Origin of the sequence: Acetobacter sp. JWB (assembly GCF_003323795.1) — a bacterium.
Classification (GTDB): domain Bacteria; phylum Pseudomonadota; class Alphaproteobacteria; order Acetobacterales; family Acetobacteraceae; genus Acetobacter; species Acetobacter oryzifermentans.
The window spans coordinates 327,003-345,141 of record NZ_CP030871.1 but is presented as its reverse complement, the minus strand read 5'-3'; the positions used below and the strand labels follow the sequence as shown (position 1 = coordinate 345,141).

At 55.7% G+C, this 18,139-nt stretch carries 16 protein-coding genes; 9 read left to right on the top strand and 7 right to left on the bottom strand.

All coding sequences use genetic code 11. The features are described 5' to 3' along the window. Window positions 1–33 precede the first annotated feature (33 nt). The 5 genes from DS739_RS01670 to trpB are packed head-to-tail and all read right to left on the bottom strand — an operon-like array spanning window position 34 to window position 6,182. The gene (locus tag DS739_RS01670; protein ID WP_006116862.1) at window positions 34–1,218 is read right to left on the bottom strand and encodes an ATP phosphoribosyltransferase regulatory subunit; all 1,185 of its coding nucleotides are present in this window, start codon (window positions 1,216–1,218) and stop codon (window positions 34–36) included. A gap of 52 nt (window positions 1,219–1,270) precedes the next feature. After that, window positions 1,271–2,749, bottom strand: coding sequence for an ATP-binding protein (locus tag DS739_RS01665; protein WP_035351286.1), 1,479 nt, complete (start codon window positions 2,747–2,749; stop codon window positions 1,271–1,273). After that, on the bottom strand, window positions 2,746–3,999 hold the full coding sequence (locus tag DS739_RS01660) for a TIGR03862 family flavoprotein (protein ID WP_035351293.1): 1,254 nt from the start codon (window positions 3,997–3,999) through the stop codon (window positions 2,746–2,748). Before DS739_RS01660 ends, DS739_RS01665 begins: the two co-directional genes overlap by 4 nt. Window positions 4,000–4,032: 33 nt before the next feature. Then, window positions 4,033–4,866, bottom strand: coding sequence for a tryptophan synthase subunit alpha (gene trpA, locus DS739_RS01655; RefSeq protein WP_006116860.1), 834 nt, complete (start codon window positions 4,864–4,866; stop codon window positions 4,033–4,035). Beyond that, a complete protein-coding gene (gene trpB, locus DS739_RS01650; RefSeq protein WP_006116859.1) occupies window positions 4,863–6,182 on the bottom strand; it encodes a tryptophan synthase subunit beta in 1,320 nt (439 codons plus the stop codon). Before trpB ends, trpA begins: the two co-directional genes overlap by 4 nt. 188 nt (window positions 6,183–6,370) lie before the next feature. Between trpB and DS739_RS01645 the strand changes: the two genes are divergently transcribed. The 3 genes from DS739_RS01645 (at window position 6,371) to rho (ending at window position 9,630) form a co-directional block, all read left to right on the top strand. Further along, window positions 6,371–7,561 carry a magnesium transporter CorA family protein gene (locus tag DS739_RS01645; protein WP_170315325.1) on the top strand — a complete coding sequence of 397 codons (1,191 nt, stop codon included), beginning with the start codon at window positions 6,371–6,373 and terminating at the stop codon, window positions 7,559–7,561. 1 nt (window position 7,562) lies between these two features. Further along, a complete protein-coding gene (locus DS739_RS01640) occupies window positions 7,563–8,096 on the top strand; it encodes a hypothetical protein (protein ID WP_035351199.1) in 534 nt (177 codons plus the stop codon). A gap of 235 nt (window positions 8,097–8,331) precedes the next feature. Further along, window positions 8,332–9,630 (top strand): transcription termination factor Rho, encoded by a 1,299-nt coding sequence (rho, locus tag DS739_RS01635; protein WP_035351198.1) that lies wholly within the window; start codon window positions 8,332–8,334, stop codon window positions 9,628–9,630. A gap of 64 nt (window positions 9,631–9,694) precedes the next feature. Here rho and DS739_RS01630 read toward each other — a convergent pair whose 3' ends face one another. Further along, window positions 9,695–9,988 (bottom strand): sulfurtransferase TusA family protein, encoded by a 294-nt coding sequence (locus tag DS739_RS01630; RefSeq protein ID WP_003623789.1) that lies wholly within the window; start codon window positions 9,986–9,988, stop codon window positions 9,695–9,697. Window positions 9,989–10,147: 159 nt separating this feature from the next. On the opposite strand from DS739_RS01630, the gene DS739_RS01625 reads away from it, so the two are divergent. The 4 genes from DS739_RS01625 to DS739_RS01610 all read left to right on the top strand — a co-directional run bounded on the left by DS739_RS01625 (window position 10,148) and on the right by DS739_RS01610 (window position 13,851). Next, window positions 10,148–10,636, top strand: a complete 489-nt coding sequence (locus DS739_RS01625; protein WP_006116856.1) for a Fur family transcriptional regulator — start codon at window positions 10,148–10,150, stop codon at window positions 10,634–10,636. After that, window positions 10,633–11,481: a GNAT family N-acetyltransferase gene (locus tag DS739_RS01620; RefSeq protein WP_035351195.1), complete on the top strand. Its 849-nt coding sequence runs from the start codon at window positions 10,633–10,635 to the stop codon at window positions 11,479–11,481. Before DS739_RS01625 ends, DS739_RS01620 begins: the two co-directional genes overlap by 4 nt. Window positions 11,482–11,545: 64 nt before the next feature. Further along, complete coding sequence (gene lnt, locus DS739_RS01615; RefSeq protein ID WP_006116855.1) at window positions 11,546–13,192, top strand: apolipoprotein N-acyltransferase; 1,647 nt, start codon at window positions 11,546–11,548, stop codon at window positions 13,190–13,192. 164 nt (window positions 13,193–13,356) lie between these two features. Next, window positions 13,357–13,851, top strand: coding sequence for a helix-turn-helix domain-containing protein (locus DS739_RS01610; protein ID WP_006116854.1), 495 nt, complete (start codon window positions 13,357–13,359; stop codon window positions 13,849–13,851). 39 nt (window positions 13,852–13,890) lie between these two features. On the opposite strand, the gene DS739_RS01605 is transcribed toward DS739_RS01610, so the two are convergent. After that, window positions 13,891–14,700: a DUF2076 domain-containing protein gene (locus tag DS739_RS01605; RefSeq protein ID WP_006116853.1), complete on the bottom strand. Its 810-nt coding sequence runs from the start codon at window positions 14,698–14,700 to the stop codon at window positions 13,891–13,893. Window positions 14,701–14,951: 251 nt separating this feature from the next. Here DS739_RS01605 and DS739_RS01600 point away from each other — a divergent pair, with 251 nt between their 5' ends. Both DS739_RS01600 and glyS read left to right on the top strand, forming a co-directional pair. After that, window positions 14,952–15,836 carry a glycine--tRNA ligase subunit alpha gene (locus tag DS739_RS01600; protein WP_035351216.1) on the top strand — a complete coding sequence of 295 codons (885 nt, stop codon included), beginning with the start codon at window positions 14,952–14,954 and terminating at the stop codon, window positions 15,834–15,836. 4 nt (window positions 15,837–15,840) lie between these two features. Then, a complete protein-coding gene (gene glyS / locus DS739_RS01595) occupies window positions 15,841–17,901 on the top strand; it encodes a glycine--tRNA ligase subunit beta (protein WP_035351193.1) in 2,061 nt (686 codons plus the stop codon). Window positions 17,902–18,139: the final 238 nt, after the last annotated feature.

Here is an 18,139-nt window from a genome sequence, read left to right as displayed (position 1 = left end):
CTGAAAGAGAAAAAGCCCCTTCCGGGGGAAAAATCATGACAAGGCCGTGCAAACGGTGCCACGCAACACATGGGTGCAACCCAAACGGCGTGCTTCAATCTCTGGCTCTACGGTAAGAGAAGATGCCGCCAGCGTGGCGTAACCCTGCGTGCGCAGGCGTGCGGCCTCCCGCTTATCTGCCCCCGGCGCCACATAAACACGTGGGCGGGCAGGTGTAGGCGGAATCATGCGGAACAGCACATCTGGCCGCAATGTCAGCCCACAGGCGGGTTCATTATCATTACACAGGTAACGGCCACCACGCCCCAGCTCTTCCGAGCGGCCAACGGCAAACAGTGTGACACACACACCTGTGTGGTATTTCCAGCCCCGAAACTCTACCGGATCTACCGTCATGCGCAGATTGGGGCACTGCTCACGCAGGGCGGCCACGGTATCTACCAAACGGTCCAGAACAGCACGGGCCTTGGGCGGCAAGGTAATTTCAATCAGCCGGGCCACCGCATGTTCTGCCAGCCCGGTTGCTTCCAGCAATGCAATAAGCGTGCTTGCCAGTGGGCCACCCTGTTCGGCCACGGCAGCGGAATCCTTACGATCCAGCGCACGCATAAGGGCGGCGCGCTGCGCTTCGGGCACATTACCTTCTTCCAGCAATGCTGGAATAAATGGCGGCATGGTGAGATCGAAGGAAACATCCTTCACACCCAGACGCTCAAGCGCTTCCGCCCCAACAGACATGACCTCCGCATCCGCTTCTGGCGAATCGGGGCCTATCAGTTCGATACCCGTCTGCATAATCTGGCGGCTGCTTTCTTCCGCAGCCACGGGGGACACCACAACACACACACCGGCGTAAGAAACACGCAGCGGACGTGGCGTGCTGGCCACACGGGTTGCCGCCATACGGGCCACCTGCGGCGTAATATCGGGGCGCAGCACCATCATGCGGCGAGTATCCGGGTCCATCACCCGGAAACTCTGTTCCGCAAGGGCCGCACCGGCACCCGCCAGATACGTGTCCTCAAACTCTATAAGAGGGGGCCGCACGCGGTCGTATCCGTGGGATGCAAACACGTCCATAAGCGTGGCAACGCCTTCTGCCTCGGTTCGGGCATCGGGCGTTAAAAAATCTACAAAGCCTGCGGGCAGCAGCGCCGGGCTAAAAGGCGGGTCTTCCGTCATGCTTCGGGCTATAGCACTGCATGGCGTGCCCGTCATGCCCGCAAAGGGGCACTTTTTACGCTATATGCGTCTAACAGGTGTGGTTTTTTCAGCCATCTGCGTTGCCGGGCAGCGTTTCCCACCCTGTGCCGATAAAAGTAAGCACGCGGCGGCCCATACCATCTGCACGCAATACAATCAGATTCTGGTCTTCCAACCACCCTAGCAGACGGCGCGCACGCCCCTTTGAAACCGTGCCGTACACTCGCGCAATAGCGGCATCAGATGGACATGGCTGCCGATCCAAGGCGGCGCGTGCCAGAAAAAGCCCCACGGCCTGAAGGTCTTCCGGCAAAGTGGAGGCCAGAGCTTCGGCTTCCTGCCATTCGGGCTGCGTGGATGTTTCTTCATCCACACCGCTGCGAGCTGTGGCCAAAGCCCGGTTAAAGCGCCGCATATCCAGCGCATTCCGCCCCAATCCGGCAATCCGGCACCGTACCAGAAAATCCTGATACAAAACGGGTGCTGGTCGAAAAGCAGCTTCTTCATCTTCCATCATGTCACGCAGAATGGCGCGCATGCGGGCTTCACGCTCGGTTTGGGTTTCAGATGTTTCTTCGGGGGCTTCCTGTTCAGCTTGAGCGGCCTGTGCCTCACCATGTGCCGCAAGTTGAGTTAGCAAATCAGGCGGTGGCGGTGCAGGCGCTTTGCGTGGGCGAACAGGCATATCCTGCACAGGCACGGGGGCTAGGATAAGATCATGCACAGGCGCTGGTGGCGGCTCAAATGGCGTAAGCACCGGCCCGGCAGAGCGGCTTTCTGTTTCTACTGTGCCAATACGCACCGGCACTGGCCTGCGGCACAAGGCTGGGCCAAGTGCTACAAAAGTGCCGCGTGCTAAATCTCGGAACGATTCGGCCTGCCTGCGCTCCATCCCCAGCAAATCTGCCGCGCGGGACATATCAATATCCAGAAATGTGCGGCCCATCAGAAAGTTGGAGGCTTCTGCAGCCACATTTTTGGCCAGCTTGGCCAAACGCTGCGTGGCAATAACCCCGGCCAAACCACGTTTACGACCACGGCACATCAGGTTTGTCATGGCGCCAAGGGATGCACGCCGGGCTTCGTCCGAAACTTCACCTGCGGCGGCTGGGGCAAAAAGCTGCGCTTCATCCACCACCACCAGCACCGGATACCAGTATTGGCGCGGCACCTCGAACATGCCGCCCAAAAATGCAGCAGCCCAACGCATTTGCTGGTCTGCATCCAGACCTTCCAGATTCAGCACAACCGAGGCACGGTGCATACGCATGCGTTCACCCGCTGCATGTAGCGCCATTTCGGAATGGTCTGCGCCATCAATCACCAGATGACCGAATTTTTCCGCAAGGCTGACAAAATCCCCCTCCGGGTCAATAATCGCCTGCTGCACCATGCGGGCGGATTGCTCCAGCAACCGCCGCAGCAGGTGTGATTTACCAGACCCAGAATTACCCTGTACCAGTAGGCGCGTGGCCAGAAGTTCGGCCAAATCCAATTGTGCCGGGCCACCCCCCGGCACTTCACCCATTATGATCATGCTGCTCATGGCTGGAGGGGATACCGCTTAGCCCCTGTATCCTGCAACCATGCCTGTAGGCCCTTTGCTGCCGCGAGCCCCGTGGCAAGGCAGGCATGCAGCAGATAGCCGCCTGTTGGGGCCTCCCAATCCAGCATTTCCCCCGCCACAAACACACCGGGCACTGCACGCAGCATAAAGCCATCTGTGCAGGAATCGAACGTAATCCCACCAGCAGTGGAAATGGCACGGGCAAGCGGTTGTGGAGCGCTCAACACTACGGGCACAGCTTTTAACCGCGCAGCCAAAGCTTGAGGTGAAGAAGGAATATCCTGCCCACCTTCACGCAGCAATGCAACAGCAACAGGCGGTAAGCGCAATGCCTTGCGTAATTTATTAGAGAGGCTCTCTCGCGGGCGGGTAGCGGCCAAACGGCGGGCTACTTCCTGCTCTGGCATATCCGGGCGCAAATCTACCATCACGGTCACCACACCCTCTTCGGCAATGGCAGCCCGAATAGGAGCAGACAGTGCGTAAATCGCGCCGCCTTCCAGCCCATTAGCAGTTACCATCACTTCACCCTGCACGCGGTGCCCTGCAAAGCTGAGTGCCACAGGTTTAAGCGGCACGCCTGCAAAACGCTCCCGGAACAGATCAGACCATGCTGTCTCAAACCCACAATTTGCGGGCTGTAAGGGCGCTATATTCACACCCTGCTGCGACAGAACTGGCACCCAGCCTCCTGCACTGCCCAAACGCGGCCAGCTTGCCCCACCTAGCGCCAGTAATGTGGCATCTGCCTGCATGGGGTGCGGTACATCCTGCCCTGCACGCTGCACAAGCAGGTGGCCGTGCTCATCCCATCCTTTCCATGCGGTGCGAGTGTGAAAAACAACGCCAAGCGCCTGCAACCGCGCCAACCATGCACGCAGCAACGGGGATGCCTTCATGGCCGAAGGAAACACACGGCCAGAAGACCCCGTAAAGTGGGCTTGCCCAAGCCCTTCCATCCAGTGCTGGATGTCCTGCGTGGTCCATGCATCCAATGCCGGGCGCAACCATGATTGCGCCACACCATAACGCCGCATCAAGGCCTCATGCGGTTCGGAATGCGTGATGTTTAACCCACCCCGCCCTGCCATAAGAAACTTGCGGCCAACACTGGGCATGCGCTCCAGCACCTGCACACTGTAACCGGCCTGTGCCAGATACTCCGCAGCAGCCAACCCCGCAGGGCCAGCCCCAACAATAACAATATGAGCGGCTGAAGCGTATGTCATGGGCAAGATATTACTGGAATCGGAAAAACGGAATCATACTGCCTTTCCACCAGCATTGCGCACGGCTTTTGCCAGATCTTCAATCTGCGCCAACACGCGTGGCAAAGTTTCCGCCGTAGCACGCCCTTTGTCATCCAACGTATCTGCCAAGGTGGATAGCAAGGCCGAGGCCACAACAGCACCATCTGCAATGCTGGAAGCGTTGGCAGCCTGCTGCGGCGTACGCACACCAAACCCAATGGCGATGGGCAGCTTTGTTACCTTACGCAGGCGCGGAATGGCTTCTTCCAGATCATGCGTGGTAGCGGAACGTGTGCCCGTAATGCCCGTAATGCTCACGTAATACACAAACCCAGAAGCATGAGAGAGCACATAAGGCAGGCGCTTATCCGATGTGGTGGGTGCCACAAGCCGGATGATATCCAACCCGTTTGCCTTGGCAAATGGTGCCAGCACATCAGCTTCCTCTGGCGGCAGATCCACCAGAATCAGGCCGTCCACGCCGGCACTCGCAGCATCACGGCAAAAGCGTTCATATCCGTAGGATTCTACCGGGTTCAAATACCCCATAAGGATAATGGGGGTTTTGTTATCCTGCTGACGAAAATCCGTTACCATATCCAGCACGCCTGCCAGCGTGGCCCCGGCCTTAAGGCCACGACGAGCAGCAGCCTGAATAACGGGGCCATCGGCGGAAGGATCTGAAAAAGGCATGCCAATTTCAATCAGGTCTGCGCCAGCAGCGGGCATTTTCCGCAGCAGTTCGAGCGATGTATCCCAATCCGGATCATACGCTTCCAGATACGGGATAAGCGCACCGCGGCCTTCCGCGGCAAGTGCTTTAAAACGGGCTGCTATACGGCTCACAGCTTGACCCCCAGATGTTCGGCAACAGTGAAAATATCTTTATCACCCCGCCCAGAAAGGTTGACCACCAGCAGGGTATCCTTGGAAAGGGTGGGCGCAATTTTGGCGGCATAAGCCACGGCATGGGCAGATTCTAGCGCGGGAATAATGCCTTCCATACGTGTGCAAAACTGGAAGGCATCCAGGGCCTCATTATCCGTAATGCCTACATATTCTGCGCGACCAATATCATGCAGCCATGAATGTTCCGGCCCCACACCGGGGTAATCAAGCCCAGCACTGATGGAATGCGCTTCCTCAATCTGGCCATCTGCGTTCTGAAGCAGGTATGTGCGGTTGCCATGCAGCACACCGGGGCGTCCGCGCTCAATAGAAGCAGCGGTTTTGCCGCTATCCAGACCGTGGCCTGCGGCTTCCACACCGATCAGACGAACCGATTTATCATCTAGAAACGGGTAGAAAATGCCCATAGCGTTGGAGCCGCCGCCAATAGCGGCCACCACAACATCTGGCAGACGGCCTTCAGCGGCCTTCATCTGAGCTTTGGTTTCCGTGCCGATTACGCTCTGGAAATCACGCACCATAGCTGGGTATGGGTGTGGGCCTGCCACCGTGCCAATAAGCATGTAGGTATCAGCAATGTTGGCCACCCAATCCCGCATGGCCTCATTCATGGCGTCTTTCAGTGTGCCTGCGCCAGAGGTAACGGGCACGACCTCCGCACCTAGCAAACGCATCCGGAACACGTTGGGCTTTTGCCGCTCTACATCGGTAGCACCCATGTAGATCACGCATTTCAGGCCGAACAGGGCGCATACGGTTGCCGTGGCCACACCATGCTGGCCCGCCCCGGTTTCCGCCACAATACGGGTGCGGCCCATACGCCGGGCCAGCAGAATCTGCCCCATAACGTTATTGAGCTTGTGGGAACCCGTATGGTTGAGTTCTTCACGCTTAAGAAAAATTTTAGCGCCACCCAGTTCTTCTGTCATGCGCTGGGCAAACCAGAGCGGGCTGGGGCGGCCGACATAATCTTTCAGATAATAATCCAGCTCCTTCCGGAAAGCCGGATCAGCCTTGGCAGCTTTATAGGCTTCATCCAGTTCCAGAATGAGAGGCATAAGGGTTTCCGCCACAAAGCGCCCCCCATGACGCCCACCAAAATGCCCCCGCTCATCCGGCTGGTGCCGGAGGGAATTGCTCTGCACCGCTGCCGTGCCGTGTTCCTTCGGATCTGCCATTTCTGGTCTGCCGCTCCCATACCGCGTGAAAAACCGCGCCTGCCAGACATGCAAAAGTCTGGCATCGCCTGTCATAACGAAGCCGCAGGCTTACCAGATACCGCAAGGCGTTGCACAGCCCTGCAACCACGTAACCTTGCCAGAAACATGTAGAAGGCCGCATAATTTGTAACAGTTGAATATTTGCAGCCCATATCGCCACCTGACATTCTGTGTTCAGAAAACAGTGGCCCTGCCTGCCTTCGGTAGCGCGCGCACACAAAATGGAGAATCGCATGTTCCTGGCCCACCGGCCTGGTATGCCCGCACGGGCTATTGAGACCGCAGCCGACGCCGCCGATGCCGTATGGCTGGATCTTCTGGACCCCACCCCGCAGGAACAGGCTCTGGCAACCCAATTATGTGGCCAGCCCATTCCCACACTGGATGATCTGAACGAAATTGAAAGTTCATCCCGTATTAGCGTACGCGATGGAGCGGCTTTTCTTTCCTCGCCTTTATTGCAGAAAACCGGCCCGGAATTTCAGACAACACCTGTCGGCTTTATTCTGACGCAAAACCGGCTGTTCACCATCCGCTTTCAGTCCTACCAGTCTTTTGAAACCGTGGCGTTGCTTGTGGCGGATCATGCGCAGGTTATGCCTGCCCCCCATGCCATTCCCACCCCAGAAACACCGCTCCCCACACCCGCATCCACCACAGCTCCCTCTGCCCCACTCCACACCCAGCATGATACCATGCTGCATGCGGGGGAAATTCTGGTGGCGCTGATTGAAACCATTGTAGACCGGCTGGCCGATATTCTGGAAAGCGTGGGAGACCTGCTGGATACTCTTTCGCACGATATTTTCCGCACCCGTCCATCCGGCCAAGCCATGCGCAACATTGCCTCATGGCAGCGTGACTTACTCCAGCGCGTGGGCAGTTCGGGCAATCTGTGTTCACGTATGCGCGATACGCTTTTGGGCATGGAGCGCATTGCCCTGTTTTTGAGCGAAAGCCGCAAAACAGCCAGCGCCATCCCCACCCCCGGATACATGCTAAGCACGCGCCACATCACCACGGATTCCGTACCGCAAGAAGGGGAAAGCAATACTGCCGCAGCCTATGCGCTTTCCAGCCCGCTGCGGATGCGCATTACCACAGTAAGCCGAGACCTTTCCTCGCTAGATGCCTATGTTTCCCAGGCGCAGGACAAGGTGGAATTTCTGCTGGATGCCACGTTGGGCTTTATTAACATTGAACAGAACGGGGTCATGAAGGTGCTGACAGTTGTCAGCTTTATTGGGGTAGCCCCTACTTTGATTGCTGGCATCTATGGTATGAACTTCAAGAACATGCCTGAACTGAACTGGTCTTTCGGTTACTGGTATTCACTCGGGCTTATGGCCTCCACCATTGTATTGCCCCTGCTGTGGTTCTGGAAAAAAGGCTGGCTGGGAGGGATCAAGTAAAATGCATCAGCTCTGGAAAACGGCTTTTTTCTGCGCCTCTCTTATCGGTAGCATGGCTACGGCACAGGCTGCATCTTCCACACCCACACAGGCCCCGCCACCTAATGGGTATCAGGCGTTTTTTGACCATCTGAGCACCGAACCCTTACGCTATGCCGCCGTATCTTCACGCAATGGCAAACGGTTGCTTGTTGGGCTTCATCCTTCCACGGCAGGCCATGTAGCGGGGGAGCTGATGCTGCTGGATGGCACCATGCGCCCGCTGTTAAGTGCGGATGTGGAAGGCACAGCGCCTGATCTGCAAAGCGGGCAAACCGGCATGTGCCAACTTACCACCACCCTAAAGGAAGACAGCCTGCACCTGAATGGCCCGTGCTCACAGAATCAGATTTCCGGTGGGCTTACACGCACCATGCACCCTTCCCAGCTATGGTCTCAGGTCAACAGTTTTATTTCCCCCGATATGTCGGTTTCCGCTGTGTGGCTGACCCGTGCCGGGTGGAATGCAGCCATTACCCCTGCGCCAACGCCATGAAGCCCACACCACAAGGTTATTGACGATACATCTGGCCGCCGTTATTATGCGGCCCCAATAGTACTGGCTGACTTCACCTGCCCAGTGCATCCTCCCTTTAGTCTGGATTATTCTGCCCCGGCATCACCTTCCAGCAAGGTGCCTATTTGCCGCAGCCGCGCGCTTCCGGCAGCCGATGGCATGAGAAATCCTGACATATTCCTTATGAACTTTTGCCAGTCAGGGCATTTCCTAGATGCATCTTGCGGAACTCAAGGCCAAATCCCCAGCGGATCTTCTGGCCTGCGCTGAAGACCTGAATATTGAAAACGCGTCATCCCTGCGCAAGCAGGACATGATGTTTGCCATCCTGAAGGCGCTGGCCGATAACGACCAAGCGATCTACGGCGAAGGCACGCTTGAAATCATGCACGACGGGTTTGGTTACCTGCGTTCCCCCGAATCAAACTACCTTCCCGGCCCGGATGATATTTATATCTCCCCCACACAGGTGCGCCGCTTTGCCCTGCGCACAGGTGATACGGTAGAGGGCCAGATTCGCGCCCCGCGTGATGGTGAACGCTACTTCTCCATGCTCAAGATCAACACGATCAACTTTGAGCCACCGGATGCTGTGCGCCACCGAATCAACTTTGATAACCTGACCCCACTTTACCCTGAGCGTCGCCTTCAGATGGAAGTGGAAAGCCAGGCAACAGCCCCGGAACCCAAATCCGAAAAAGGCAAAAAAAGCGCGCAAAAAGACTTTACCCCGCGCGTTATTGATCTTGTTTCCCCCATTGGTATGGGCCAGCGCGCCCTTATTGTGGCCCCACCTCGCTCGGGCAAAACGGTTATGCTGCAAAGCATTGCCTCTTCCATCAGTGCCAACCATCCGGAAGTTTTCCTGATCGTTCTGCTGATTGATGAACGCCCAGAAGAAGTTACGGACATGGCGCGCTCTGTGCGCGGTGAAGTGATTGCCTCCACCTTTGATGAGCCCGCACACCGCCACGTGCAGGTAACGGAAATGGTGCTGGAAAAAGCCAAACGCCTTGTTGAACACAAGCGCGATGTGGTGATCCTGCTGGATTCCATTACCCGTCTGGCACGCGCCTACAACACCGTTGTGCCCTCATCCGGCAAGGTGCTGACCGGGGGTGTGGATGCCAACGCCCTACAACGGCCTAAGCGCTTTTTTGGTGCCGCCCGTAATATTGAAGAAGGTGGTTCCCTTACCATTATCGCCACGGCGCTGATTGATACCGGCAGCCGCATGGACGAAGTGATCTTTGAAGAATTCAAAGGCACGGGCAACTCGGAACTGGTGCTGGATCGTAAGCTGGCAGACAAGCGTACCTTCCCGGCAATCGACATCACCAAAAGCGGCACCCGTAAGGAAGAACTGCTGGTGGATCGGGCTACACTGTCCAAAATGTGGGTTCTGCGCCGCATTCTGGCCCCTATGGGCACGATGGACGCCATGGACTTCCTGCTGGACAAGCTGAAATACAGCAAAACCAACAATGACTTCTTTGAAGCCATGAACAACTGACCGGGCAGGCTTTTTTCTCGCCTTTCTTTCCGTCAGTTCATTTCTACAGAGCGCCTGCTTCGGATTACGAAGCAGGCGTTTCCTGTTTTTTGCGCAACGTGAGCACCACACTGCCATCGGGCTGCGGCACATCGGACAAAATGGTATGCCCAAGCGCCCGAGCAGACCGGCTGATGTTCTTTAGCGGCTCTTCCCCCTTCAGGCGCACAGCCAACAAACCACCCGGTGGCAGGCCATCCAGCGCCAGACGCGTGCGCACAAATGTCATGGGGCATTTTTCCGTTGTAATATCCAAAACGGCAATGCGTGGCTCTTCCTGCACGTTAAAATCAGGCACGTATGCAGCAGAACGGGTCATTCAGAAACTCCATAAAAGGGCGAAAAACGTAAGCTCATCTGCAAAAGATAGGGGCCTGCATCGCATAAAAAAACTGCCAGCGAGTGTAAAATTGGACAAACCCTATCACTTTCGGCTACCTGAAACCTGAAACACAAATTGTAACTCAAAGCAGGATTTGTGATCTTGAAGGCACAGTCGGCAGAATCGCGGATCGAGCAGCTGTGTGTTGAACACGGCCTGAAAATGACCGGACAGCGGCGCGTGATTGCGCGTGTTCTGTCTGAAGCAGACGACCACCCTGATGTGGAAGAGCTGTACCGCCGTGCCTTGACACTGGATTCCCGCATTTCAGTGGCCACGGTGTATCGCACCGTAAGGCTTCTGGAAGAAAAAGGTATTCTGGAACGCCGAGACTTCGGCGGTGGGCGCGCACGGTATGAAGCAACGGAAAATGGGCGGCACCATTATCATCTGATAGACGTGGATAATGGGAAAGTTATAGAGTTTGAAGATCCCGAACATGAAGCTTTGATGAAAAAAGTGGCTGATCGGTTGGGCTTTGAATTTGTTTCCATGCGGCTTGAGCTATTCGGCCGCAAAAAATCCGCTGCAAAGCCGGGCACCAAAACATCCTCTCGTGCCCGCCAGAAAGGAAATGCTGCATGAGTGCAACGCGCAATAACGGAGGGGGACTTTCTGCGCTGGATCTGGAACGCAAAGGCTTTCCCGAGCTGCGTGGTGGCACCCTAAGCGTACGCATTGCAGAAACAGAGGCCGAGCTGGAAGCAGCCCAAGCCCTGCGCTATCGCGTTTTTTATGAAGAAATGGGGGCCCGCCCAGAAGGCGAAACCCTACGCCTTAAACGCGATATTGATGAATTTGATAATGTGGCAGACCATCTGTTGGTGATTGACCACTCCATTGCCTCGGACGCACGAGGCGTGGTGGGCACATACCGGCTGGTGCAAAGTGACGCTGCAAAAAAAATCGGGCGTTTTTATTCCTCCAGCGAATATGACATTACGCCCTTAAAAGAATTCCCCGGAAAATTGCTGGAAGTGGGCCGATCCTGCGTAGATAAAAACTACCGTGGCCGCACAGCCATGCAACTGCTGTGGCGGGGCATTGCCTCCTACATTTTCCTGCATCAGATTGATCTGCTGTTTGGTTGCGCCAGCTTGCCGGGCACGGACCCGGACAAAATGGCCAATGAGCTTACCTACCTGTACCACAACCATCTGGCCCCTCCGGCCCTGCGTGTGCGGGCTTTGCCAGACCGGAAGGTAGAAATGCTGCGCACAGACCCGCACAGCCTCAACCTGCGCCGGTGCCTGGCTGGCCTACCGCCACTTATTAAAGGCTATCTGCGGCTAGGTGGTTATGTGGGGGATGGCGCGGTGGTGGACCCGCAGTTCAACACTACGGATGTGGCCATTCTGGTCAAAAGTGAGCTACTGGCAGATAAATATTACAGGCACTACGAGCGCCGCCTGCGCGATGCTCTGGACTGATAACGGACAGCTTTTTCAACGTCCGTTTTCTTTTTCTGTCAGTCAGTAAACTAAGGTTTGCGCCGTGGTAAAACTGCCCGCGTTTTTTCAAACGGCGCATAACCGCCTGCGCCGATGCTGGCGGGACAATTGGCGTTTCATAGGGTTTATGCTGGGGGTTGGCGCTCTTTCTGCGCTGGCTCTGCCCCCTTTGCACTTCCTACCCATATTGTTGCTTACTTTTGGCATACTCGGCCGGATACTTAACACCACAACAAGTTGGAAACACGCCGCATGGGCTGGCTGCCTGTTTGGTTTTGGCTTTTACACAGCCGGACTTTACTGGCTGGTCAATGCTGTGCTGATTCGTGCTGATGAGTTCTGGTGGTTTGTGCCTTTCCCTTCCATGGGGTGTGCCCTTATTCTTGCGCCGATGGTGGGGGCACCGGCCGCACTCAGCATGTTGGTGCCCGCAGGATTGCGCCGTCTGGCATTTTTTGCCGGAGCATGGACGATTTTTGATATGGGCCGCACATTTTTATTCAGCGGTTTTACGTGGAATGCACTGGGCAGTTGCCTTGCCATACCCGGCCCTGTTGGGGACATACTCATCCAACCTGCTGCATGGGTGGGAGAAGATGGGCTAACTTTGGCGCTTGTATTGGCAAGCCTGCTATGTGGCAGCGCCTTATTGGATAACCTGCATCTGCGCATTCCGTTTACGCCACAATCGGCAGCCCCTTATTGCATACCTATAGTTCGGCGTAGAATTTATATGGGCTGTATAGCTGCCTCTGTGCTGTGGCTTGGTGTGGGCGCCGCGCGCTTTTACAGCATTTATCCTCAGGGCGAATCCGGGCCAATAGCTGTTATGGTTCAGGGCAATGTGCCCGAAACTGAAAAAGTAGGCCGGTTGCGCCCCAGAGATATCTTTTTGCGCTACCTACGCCTAACAGCCCAAGGCGTGCAGCAAGCTCGGCAGTTACAAATTCAGCAGGCAGCCTCTGGCACACCTTATCGCCCTATTGTGTTTTTGTGGCCGGAAACCTCTTTCCCCGGCTACGATCTGTTGCAGGATACGCCCAAGGCCCGAGAAGTTATTATGGATTGGGCTCTTGGGGCCGATGCAGGAATTATTGGTGCACTCCGGCAGGATGATAACGGGCATTACCGTAATTCCGTTTTGGCTTTGGCTCCTGATGGGGCCGTAAGCGCCGTGTATGATAAAGCACGCCTTGTACCTTTTGGAGAATATCAACCCTCCTTCATCCCTTTACAGATTGTACCGCAGGGCGGATTGGCTGCTGGCCCTGGCCCACAAACATGGCATTTGGCCAACATTCCACCCGTTGGCCCGTTAATCTGTTACGAAGTGATTTTTTCGGGCGATGTGACCAACCCCCATGATCGCCCCCGCTGGTTAGCCAATGTTACGAATGATGGATGGTTCGGCAACAGTGCAGGCCCACGCCAGCATTTGGAATCCGTGCGCTTACGCGCTGTAGAAGAAGGGCTGCCAATCGTAAGAGCTGCCAATACAGGTATTTCTGCGGCTTTTGATGGCAGAGGCCATCTTCTTGCCAAATTGGGATGGGATAAAACAGGTGTACTTGTTTCTGCTGTGCCTGCGGCCCTTCCTCGCACGTTTTTCGGGCATTACGGACAAGCTGTTCCTTTACTATTCTGTGCATTGCTGATTCTGGGCGCATCTATCCGGCGCAGCAAAGCCTGATTTTTCTTAGTTTCCTGTTCACCGTTTTTTTCAGTTTTATGGCGCAGTTCGCTTTTAAATAGGTGTCTGCGCTGTTTTTCTTTTGGAGGAGACGGCAAACATCTTTATAAAATGTTAACCTTCTTGAGCATATTCCCTCGTGAAAGCAGGAAAAGTTTCGAGGCGTGAAACATACGGAGCAGGAACCGATCGACACCACCATGATCCAGCCTCATGCTGCTGCCAGTGCCATTGATGCCCATGTTGGCAAACGCATAAGACTACGCCGCACATTGTTGGGACTCTCTCAGGAAAAACTGGGAGAAGCTTTGGGAATTACCTTCCAGCAGATTCAGAAATATGAACGTGGAGCAAACCGAGTAGGCGCTTCGCGATTGTATCATATTGCCTGTGCGTTGGATGTGCCGATCAGCTTCTTTTTTGATGATATGCATTCTGCGGAAGTTGTTTCCAATAAGCAGGCGCATTTTTCGGAAACACGCAAAAGCTTTGGTGCGCCATCGGACAAGAATGTTAGCGTAGCACCTACATCGGATACAAAAAATATATTCAAAAAGCAGGAAACACTGGAGCTGGTACGCGTGTATTATAGCATTCCAGACGCGCAAATGCGCCGAAAAATTCTTGAGCTTATGCAAACAATGAGCGTATCCAGATAAAAAAGGGCGGCCTTGAAGCCGCCCTTTTTAGTAAGTGGATCAGAAGCTCTGATCGTCTCCACCACCCCAATCTCCGCCTGCATCTCCGGCGTCTCCGCCCCAGTCAGAATTGTTTGCGTCAAAATTCGGATCTGCGCTGGTACCTGCCCCACCAAAAGGATCTGCGCCCGCTGCTCCTGCATCACCATAATAATTGTTAATGGTTTCCGTAGGGGCCGCGCCGCCACCCCATCCAGCATCACCGCCCGCAGCGCCAGCATCATGATGCCCACTGAAAAGGCTGGTGAGCGCATTGGCTGCCATCATACCGCCAGCAACACCTGTTGCTGTGGAAAGTGCACTGCCCAAAAAGCCCGAACCACCCTGAAACATAGAGGGACGCATACCATAAGGCATGGGCTGCGGCTGATATTGCGGCGGCATGGGTGCTGCTGCAGGGCGCCCACCCCAACCCGGAGGCGCTGCGGTTGGCTGCGGTTGGGGCTGAGCCTGCGGATTCTGCCCACCACCAAACAAACCACTAAAAAACCCACCCGATTTCTGTTGCCCAGAACCCTGCTGCTGCTGGGCCTGCTGCAAAGCTTGTTGGGCTTGCTGTAACTGGAACTGAAGCTGTTGAATGCGGTTTTGCGCTTCTACCAGCGCGGCTTCCTGCACAACTGCCATCTGGGTGATACGATAGCGGGCTTCCGGGTATTTCTGGAATTCCTGCGCAATAAACTGGTCTGCTTCCGGGTCTATTGGGGGCAGGTTGGGCCGCGTAGAAGGCACGCTGGCAAAACCACCCTGCGGCGCGCCGCTTACACGCGCAAAGAATTTTTCGATCAGATCGCGTTCGTCGTTATTCATCCCATACCTTCCCTGCCCTTTTGGGCCTAACGCTGGCGGCTACAGCCTTTGTTTTTACGCCAACACTCTGTCCAAGATGTGGCGCGGATACAAGCGCGATGCAAGAAGCCCTGCGCAGGAAGAATTGCACCATGGCCTACCTTCTCTTCCGGTTCGGCGCATGGGGCTGTATGGTGTGCCCGCACGCAGCATATATATCAGCATATATATTGCTGCATTATAACGTAACCTACCGGAGTAGCACCCTGATCATGGACCCGGCGTCTGCCCGCCCCACTGAGCGGCCTCTTTCCTTTCAGGATCTTATCCTGACCCTTCACCAGTTCTGGTCCAAACAGGGATGCGCCATTCTTCAGCCCTATGATCAGGAAATTGGTGCAGGCACCCTTTCCCCCCATACCACCTTACGCGCGCTTGGCAGCAAGCCGTGGAAAGCCGCCTATGTGCAGCCCTGCCGCCGCCCCTCTGATGGCCGCTATGGGGAAAACCCAAACCGCTTGCAGCACTATTACCAGTATCAGGTTCTGCTCAAGCCCACGCCGGAAGAAAGCCAGAAACTGCTGCTAGACAGCTACCGCGCAATTGGGATTGACCCCGAACTGCACGATATCCGCTTTGTGGAAGATGACTGGGAAAACCCCACCATCGGCGCATGGGGCCTTGGTTGGGAAGTATGGTGCGATGGCATGGAAGTAACGCAGTTTACGTATTTCCAGCAGGTTGGCGGTATTCCCGTAACCCTGCCTTCCACCGAACTAACATACGGGCTGGAACGTCTGGCCATGTATGTGCAGGGCGTGGAAAACGTGTACGATCTGGATTACAACGGCGCGGGCCTGACCTATGGCGATGTGTTCCTGCGCGCCGAGAAAGATTACTCCCGCCATAATTTTGAACTGGCGAACACAGACCTGCTGTTCCAGCATTTTACAGATGCGGAAAAAGAAAGCGTGGCGCTGGCCGAAGCCGGAGTGGCCCAGCCTGCGTATGATCAATGCCTGAAGGCCAGCCATCTGTTCAATCTGCTAGATGCGCGCGGCGTTATCAGCGTGAGCGAACGCGCTGCCTATATTGCCCGAGTGCGTAATCTGGCCAAGCTATGCTGTGAAACCTGGCTGGCTGGCGAGGACAAGTAAGATAATGCCCGAACTGCTGATAGAACTGTTCTCTGAAGAAATTCCAGCCCGGATGCAAAGTCAGGCAGGGGAAAACCTTCTGCGCCTGCTAACCGAGGCTCTGGCCCCCCTGCACCCACAGAATGCCGTGGCCGCCACCGGCCCGCGCCGCATTGCCGCCAGCCTGAACATTGATGCCACAGTGCCCGGCCGTACGGTTTCTGAACGCGGCCCGCGTGAAGGCGCACCAGATAAAGCGCTTGATGGCTTTACCCGTAAACATGGTGTTACGCGTGATGCCCTAACACTACAAAACGGCTTTTGGGTGCTAGAGCGCGAAGAACCTGCCGTAAGCGCGCAGACCCATATTGCGGCTGTGCTGCCTGATCTGCTGCGGCGCTTCCCTTGGCCCAAATCCATGCGTTGGGGTGCTGGCAGCAGCTTTACATGGGTGCGCCCACTACGTCGTATTCTGTGCATTCTGGATGGTGAAGCCATACCTTTCTCCCTCGCTCAGGGTGAAGATAACGGGCACAATCTGGTGGCTGCCAACCTTACGGAAGGCCATCGCTTCCTCAACCCCGGTGCCGTGGCTGTGTCCAGCGCTACGGAATGGCGGAAAACCTTGCATGACCGCCACGTGATGGTGGATGCGGCAGAACGCCGTAAAACCATTGCAGAAGGCCTGAACACACTGGCTGCCTCCGAAGGGTTGCAGATTGTGCCAGATTCTGGATTGGTGGACGAAGTAGCTGGGCTGGTGGAATGGCCTGTGCCGTTCCTTGGCCAGATTGATGCGCAGTTTATGGAACTTCCTGCCGAAGTGATGCAGGTTTCCATGCGCGTGAACCAACGGTATTTTGCCCTGCGCAACAGCGATGGTTCGGCTGCACCGCGTTTTGCTTTTGTGGCCAACATTATCCCCGCAGATGATGGCACGCTGATTGTTACCGGCAATGAACGCGTGCTGCGTGCGCGCTTTGCAGATGCCCGCCATTTCTGGGATCTGGATCGCAAGCAAACGCTGGCTTCCCGCCTGAAGGCGTTGGATTCCATTACTTTCCATGCCAGCTTGGGATCACAGGGTGATCGCACGCGCCGTATGGTGCGTTTGGCCGGTATTCTGGCCGATATGGTAGGCGCACCCAAAGCTGATTGCGAGCGTGCGGCAGAGCTGAGCAAAACCGACCTGACAACCGGTATGGTTGGAGAATTCCCCGAACTTCAAGGGGTAATGGGCGGCTACTACGCTAAACATGATGGCGAAAGTGCTGCCGTGGCTCAGGCCATTAGTGAGCAATATACCCCACGCGGCCCCGGTGATTCCGTGCCAACTGCGCCGGTTTCTGTTGTGCTGGGGCTGGCCGACCGGATAGATATGCTGGTGGCTTTCTTTGCCGCTGGTGAAAAACCTTCCGGTTCGGGAGACCCGTTCGGTCTGCGCCGTGCCGCATTGGGCGTGATCCGCCTGATCCGTGAAAACAATCTGCGGCTTGATCTGGTGCGCCTGTTTGTTCTGGCTGCCGAAGCCCTGCCTGCTGATTTGCAGGATGCGCCTGATCTGGACCTGCTGCCACAGTTTATTGCGGAACGTCTGCGCGTGCAGGTACGCTCCGAAGGTGCACGGCATGACTGTCTGGCCGCAATTTCCGTCGATAATTCCGATACGGATATCGTGCGCCTGCTAGCCCGTGCCCACGCCTTGCAGGATATGCTGGAAACGGAAGACGGCAAGAACCTGCTGGCCGCCACGCGCCGTGCGGCCAATATTCTGCGGATTGAAGACAAAAAAGACGGCCCACACGAAGATAGCCCAGACCCCGCCCTGTTCACACAGGATGAGGAGCGCGCCCTGTTTGACGCGCTGGAACGTGTGGAACCCGCCGTGGAAAAGGACTTTGCTGCCGAACGCTTTACCGATGCTATGCGTGAAGCTGCCAGCCTGCGTGAACCGCTGGATAAGTTTTTTGAAGTGGTTACGGTAAACGCCCCAGAACCAGAACTGCGGCTTAACCGCCTGAAACTGCTTTCCCGCGTTGTGCGTATGATGCGGCTGATTGCAGATTTCAGCCAGATTGAAGGTTAATTATCTGCATCGCTTGAGTTTGGCTTGCTGCATCTCAAAAGCAGCAAGCCAGCCAAAGCCAAGTATTGCTTTGGCACGCCCCATGCAGGCTAAACTTCTACACAACGAGTTGTACACAGGCGTGTAACTGATACCCGTAAAAAGCATAGCTTTTGCTACAACACTCTTTTAGACAGGCACAAACCTTTCTCCGGCAAAATTAAAGTCGGAACTGGCTTTTCCCGGTTTTTTGCATGGT